Raw genomic sequence first — 5,313 nt, forward strand, 5'->3', positions numbered from 1 at the left:
CCTCCCGCGTTGGATTCCCCAGCCTCGGAGCCTCTCATCGACCCCGTGTCCCCGCCCGGCATCGAGCTGCACTACGACAGCGGCACGCTGGTGGCCCCGACGCTGCCCGAGGACGCGCGCCTGCTCGCGCTGTTCCAGAAGGACGGGCGCACGGGCGTCTTCCGCGCGCCGGCGTTCCACTACCGCGACGTCGTGATGCGCCTGCGCGAGTGCGGCCTTCCCTACGAGGACCGGGCGAAGCGCTTCGAGCCGGTGGAGCTCCCCCTCACCGTCCCCATCGAGCCGTTCCCCCACCAGCGCGCGGCGCTGGACGCGTGGACTCGCGCGGGAGGCCGGGGGCTGGTGGAATTGCCCACCGGCGCGGGCAAGACGCTGCTGGCGGTGCTGGCCATCGCGTGGGTGAAGCGGCCCACGCTGGTGGTGGTGCCCACGCTGGACCTGATGGCGCAGTGGCAGGGCGTGCTCGCGAAGTACTTCCCCGGCCCGGTGGGCATGGTGGGCGGCGGCGTCAACGACCGGCAGGCGCTCACCGTGACGACGTACGACTCCGCCGCGATGCAGATGGAGTTCACCGGCAACCGCTTCGGGCTGCTCATCTGCGACGAGTGCCACCACCTGCCCGCGCCCAGCTACCGCTTCATCGCGGAGGGCGCCCTCGCCCCCTACCGCCTGGGCCTCACCGCCACGCTCGCGCGCGCGGACGGCGGCGAGCGCGTGTGCGAGGAATTGCTGGGGCCGCTGGTGCACCGCACCGGCATCGAGGAGCTCCAGGGCCAGTACCTGGCGCCGTATGAGGTCCGCCGCGTCGAGGTGCCGCTCACGCCCGACGAGAAGGCGCGCTACGACGAGGCGCGCGGCAAGTACCTCACCTTCGTGCGCCGGCTGGGCGTGCCCCTGGCGTCCCCGGAGGGCTGGGCGCGCTTCCTCGCGCAGAGCCAGCGCAGCGACGAGGGCCGCGCGGCCTACCGCGGCTACCGGGAGCAGCGCCGCATCGCGCTCACCTCCAGCGGCAAGCTGGACGCGCTCTGGCGCATCCTCCTGGAGCACCGCGAGGACCGCGTCATCGTCTTCACCGACGACAACGAGACCGTCTACACGCTGGCGCGGCGGCTGCTCCTGCCCGCGCTCACGCACCACACGCCGCTGCCGGAGCGCAAGGCGCTGCTCGCCGCGTTCGCCAGCGCGGAGCTGCCCGTGCTGCTCACCTCGCGCGTGCTCAACGAGGGCGTGGACGTGCCCGAGGCGCGCGTGGGCGTGGTGCTCAGCGGCAGCGGCAGCGTGCGCGAACACGTGCAGCGGCTGGGCCGCATCCTGCGAAAGCGCCCTGGCAAGCGCGCCCTGCTCTACGAGGTGTGCTCCGCGCAGACGGCGGAGAGCGGCATCAGCGAGCGTCGCCGCCAGCACCGCGCCTACCAGGAGGGGCCCCCCGATGCTGACGCGTGAACTGCTCGCCTCCCGCGTGCGCGAAGGCATCCTGCGCCCGTCCTTCATCAAGGCGCACGACCCGGCCCTCCAGGCGCTCGCGAAGGAGCTGCTCGCGGACGCGGAGGCCTTCCGGGGCCAGGCCCGCGACGACGTGGAGGAGGCCTTCGCCCTCAAGGCCGGCGCGTTCAGCCGCCCCAAGGTCGCGCGGGGCCTGGTGAAGCTGCTCATGGACCGGCTCCTCTTCGACGAGGCCGGCGAGGGCGCCCTGGAGGCGCGCTGGAAGACCCTGCTCGTGGGCGCGAGCGTGCTCCGGACACAGCCCCTGGACTCCACGCTGGAGGCGTACGAGGCGCGGCTCTCCGAGGCCCTGGGCGCGCCGCTCGAGGCGGCCCGCGAGGCGCTGTACACGGACCTGCCCGGCAACCGGAAGCTGCTCGGCTGGGACGGAGAGGCGCTCACGCCGCAGGGGCTGTTGGATCGCTACAACCTGGCGCTCGCGCAAGGGCCGCTCCTGAACGCGCGGCGCCTCACCCTGCGCGCGCGGGCGCCGGAGCTGTTGCGCGTGCGCAAGCTGCTGCGCTGGCTGAAGTTCTGCCGGCTGGTGGCGGAGGTGCGGCGCGACGGCGAGGACTGGTCGCTGGAGGTGGAGGGCCCCGGCGCGATGCTGTCCCTCCAGAAGAAGTACGGCCTGCAGCTCGCGAGCTTCCTGGCGATGGTGCCCATCCTGGAGCGCTGGGAGCTGACCGCCGTGCTGGAGGACGCGCGCAAGCAGGCCACGCTCCAGCTGAGCCACGAGGATCCGCTGGTGTCGCCGCTGCCGGCCGCGCTGGGCCACGTACCGCCGGAGGTGGCCGCGCTGGCGGAAGGGTTCGAGGATGCCGCGTGGGAATTGGACCTGACGCCCCGGCCCCGCCACACCGGCGCCGCGGGCCTGTGCGTGCCGGACCTCACCTTCCGCCACCGCCAGACGGGCAACGAGGTGGCGCTGGAGCTGTTCCACCCGTGGCACGCGGGGCCGCTGTCCCGGAGGCTGTCGGAGCTGCGCGCGCGCCCCGACGCGGGGCTCCTGCTGGGCGTGGACCGGGCGCTGGCGAAGGAGTCAGCGGAGCGGCAGGTGCTGGAGGAGCACCCGCAGGTGGTGCTCTTCAACGGCTTTCCCTCCGTCCGCAAGCTGCGGGAGCGGCTGGCGCGCTGGGACGACGCCAAGCCCTCCTGACGACACCGACAACGGGGCGCGGGCCCCCTTCAGTGCCCCTCAGCCGCGAGGTTTGAACTGCGAGGCCAGCACGCTGAGGATGCGGATGGAGCCGCGATCCAACTGCTTCGCGCGGCGAAGCAGCCGGCGCAGCTCCGCGGACTCGCCGTAGTCGGACGGAGGCTCCGCCGCCCACTTCACGTCCTGCGACGGCTTGAGGCCCAGCGCCTCGTCCGCGGAGATGGACAGCACCACGCACAGACGCCGGAAGGTCTGGATGCTGGGCAGCATGTGGCCACGCTCCAGCCGCCCATAGACTTCACTCGCGATGCCGATGCGCTCCGCCACGTCCGCCTGGGTCAGGTTCAGGCGGGTGCGGGCGACGCGGGCCGCACCTCCGAGCCGGGATGCGAGGGTCTTTTCCATGGGGTCGTTAACCTACCGGGTTCGCCCATGTCGATATGACTTGAGAGGTTGGCTTCCAAGAACTTCCGGGGTAGGCTTGTCGCGGCACAACCTCTTGCGTTACGCCTGTCTTCACCACCCGTTGGCTTTCATGCGCGCGCATCCCGGTCCCGCCCCCAGCTTCCTCTTCGTCGACGCGGATCCGCGAGCACTCGCCGCGCTGCGAAGGCTGGTGCGTGACCTTCCCGGCATGAAGCGCTTCGCCCTGGGCGTGCGCGAGGCCCTCCAGCTGATGGGCGAGGCCGAGCCTTCCGTGGTGGTGAGCAGCTACGGCCTGCCGGATGGCGACGGGCTGCACCTGCTCACGTGCGTGCGCGCCCGGCACCCGGGCACCGCGTGCGCGCTGCACACCACGCACCCGCCGCCCACGCGGGGGCTGGAGGCGCGGGGCATCACCTGGATGGACCGCGCCGCGCCGCCGCAGCAGGTGCTGGAGCTGCTGGCCTCCCTGGGCTGACAGCAGGCGCCGGGGGGTTCCCGTGCCGCGCGCGGGCATGCGCGTTAAGGTAGTCGCCTCGCGCCATGAAGCTCTACGCCATCAGTGACCTGCACCTGCGGCACCCCGAGAACCACCAGGCGCTCGCGGCGCTCGCGCCCCGTCCGGACGACTGGCTCATCGTCGGCGGCGACGTGGGTGAAACGCTCGCGGACATGGACCTGATGCTGCGCACGCTCACCGCGCGCTTCCGCCAGGTCGTGTGGGTGCCGGGCAACCACGAGCTGTGGTCCATGCCCTCGGAACAGCCGCCGCTCCGGGGCGAGGCGCGCTACCTGCGCATGGTGGACCTGTGCCACCGCTACGGCGCGCTCACGCCGGAGGACCCCTACCCGCGCTGGCCGGGCGACGGCCCGCACCGCGTCCTCGTGCCCATGTTCCTGGGCTACGACTACACCTTCCGCCCGGACACCGTGCCGGTGGAGAAGGCGCTGGAGTGGGCGTGGGAGGACGACCTGATGTGCACGGACGAGGTGCTGCTCAACCCGGAGCCGTACCCCACCCGTCAGGCCTGGTGTCACGCGCGCGTGGAGCGCACGCGCGCGCGGCTGGAGCGGCTGCCGGCGGGGTGCTCCACCGTGCTCATCAACCACTACCCGCTGCGGTACGAGCACGTGCGGCTGCCGCGCATCCCGCGCTTCTCCATCTGGTGCGGCACGCGCCTCACCGAGGACTGGCACACCCGCTACCGCGCGGAGGTGGTGGTGACGGGGCACCTGCACATGCCGGCCACCCTGTGGCGCGACGGCGTGCGCTTCGAGGAGGTGTCGCTCGGCTACCCCCAGCAGTGGCGCCACCGGGGCGGGCTGGAGCGCTGCCTGCGCGAGGTTCTGCCCGGCCCGGAGAAATCCGCCTGACGTCCCGGGCACCGCGGCGACACGGCGGTGACGCAGTGCATGCGTTTGACGGTGCGGAGGACGCGGGCGTGTAGTCCCCGCCATGCCCGAACCCTCCTCCGCCGGTCCCGTCGACCTCTCCGAGCGCGTGCACCTGCTGGACGCCCTGCGCGGCTTCGCGCTGGGCGGCGTCTTCCTCTCCAACAGCCTCTCCTGGTTCAGCGGCCGGTCGCTGCTGCCGCGCGAGCAGGCCCAGGCCCTGGACGCGCCGCTCTTGGAGACGGTGGTCAGCTCGCTCTACGCCTTCTTCATCGACCAGAAGTTCATCACCCTCTTCGCGTTCCTCTTCGGCCTGGGCTTCTCCCTGCAACTGTCGCGCGCGGAGGCCCGGGGCGCGTCCATCGTGCCGGTGTACCGGCGGCGGCTGGGGGTGCTGTTCGGCATCGGCCTCGTGCACATGTTCGCGCTGTGGGTGGGGGACATCCTCAGCACCTACGCGCTGGTGGGCTTCGCGCTGCTGCTGTTCCAGAAGCGCTCGGACCGCACGGTGCTCACGTGGGTGGCGGTGCTCTTCGTCGTCCTGCCGCTCCTGATCTCCGTCGCGCAGCGCTACGGCCCGGAGGTGCTGCACGGCAAGCAGGAGGCGGCCCTCGCCGCGAAGGCCACGCGGGACCGGGACGCGGCGCGCCGCACGGCGTTCTTCACGGGCCTGTCCAGCGAGTCGGTGGTGACGTCGCAGCAGGCCAACGCCGTCTTCTCCTGGGAGGGCCTGCCCAACCCCGGCCGCCCGATATGGCTGAGCATCATCCTGGGCCGCTTCCTGCTGGGCCTGTGGGCCGGACGCCACCGGCTCATGGTGGACGTGGAGCGCCACCGGAAGCTGCTCGTGCGGGTGG

The 5,313-nt window shown here is 72.5% G+C and carries 6 protein-coding genes; 5 read left to right on the top strand and 1 reads right to left on the bottom strand.

The genetic code is table 11. The features are described from left to right. Positions 1–9: 9 nt before the first annotated feature. Together D7V93_RS37005 and D7V93_RS37010 are read left to right on the top strand one after the other, a co-directional pair. Positions 10–1,443: a DEAD/DEAH box helicase family protein gene (locus tag D7V93_RS37005; RefSeq protein WP_244237730.1), complete on the top strand. Its 1,434-nt coding sequence runs from the start codon at positions 10–12 to the stop codon at positions 1,441–1,443. Further along, complete coding sequence (locus D7V93_RS37010) at positions 1,430–2,641, top strand: DUF790 family protein (RefSeq protein ID WP_120647832.1); 1,212 nt, start codon at positions 1,430–1,432, stop codon at positions 2,639–2,641. The genes D7V93_RS37005 and D7V93_RS37010 overlap by 14 nt, the downstream gene beginning before the upstream one ends. Positions 2,642–2,680: 39 nt before the next feature. On the opposite strand, the gene D7V93_RS37015 is transcribed toward D7V93_RS37010, so the two are convergent. Continuing rightward, positions 2,681–3,046, bottom strand: a complete 366-nt coding sequence (locus tag D7V93_RS37015; protein ID WP_120532873.1) for a helix-turn-helix transcriptional regulator — start codon at positions 3,044–3,046, stop codon at positions 2,681–2,683. 130 nt (positions 3,047–3,176) lie between these two features. Here D7V93_RS37015 and D7V93_RS37020 point away from each other — a divergent pair, with 130 nt between their 5' ends. From D7V93_RS37020 to D7V93_RS37030, 3 genes are all read left to right on the top strand, one after another. After that, complete coding sequence (locus D7V93_RS37020; RefSeq protein ID WP_120647829.1) at positions 3,177–3,542, top strand: response regulator; 366 nt, start codon at positions 3,177–3,179, stop codon at positions 3,540–3,542. 65 nt (positions 3,543–3,607) lie between these two features. After that, complete coding sequence (locus tag D7V93_RS37025; protein WP_120647830.1) at positions 3,608–4,438, top strand: metallophosphoesterase family protein; 831 nt, start codon at positions 3,608–3,610, stop codon at positions 4,436–4,438. An 82-nt stretch (positions 4,439–4,520) separates the two neighbouring features. Beyond that, on the top strand, positions 4,521–5,313 hold a 793-nt coding region (locus tag D7V93_RS37030; RefSeq protein WP_372338394.1), incomplete at its 3' end, for a DUF418 domain-containing protein.

The sequence above is a fragment of the Corallococcus llansteffanensis genome, from assembly GCF_003612055.1.
GTDB classification, from domain to species: domain Bacteria; phylum Myxococcota; class Myxococcia; order Myxococcales; family Myxococcaceae; genus Corallococcus; species Corallococcus llansteffanensis.

What these genes read in the sequence shown, in the direction of transcription:
- D7V93_RS37010 (WP_120647832.1), top strand. Translation starts at nt 1,430, where the DNA reads ATGCTGACGCGTGAACTGCTCGCCTCCCGCGTGCGCGAAGGCATCCTG.
- D7V93_RS37015 (WP_120532873.1), bottom strand. Translation starts at nt 3,046, where the DNA reads ATGGAAAAGACCCTCGCATCCCGGCTCGGAGGTGCGGCCCGCGTCGCC.
- D7V93_RS37020 (WP_120647829.1), top strand. Translation starts at nt 3,177, where the DNA reads ATGCGCGCGCATCCCGGTCCCGCCCCCAGCTTCCTCTTCGTCGACGCG.
- D7V93_RS37025 (WP_120647830.1), top strand. Translation starts at nt 3,608, where the DNA reads ATGAAGCTCTACGCCATCAGTGACCTGCACCTGCGGCACCCCGAGAAC.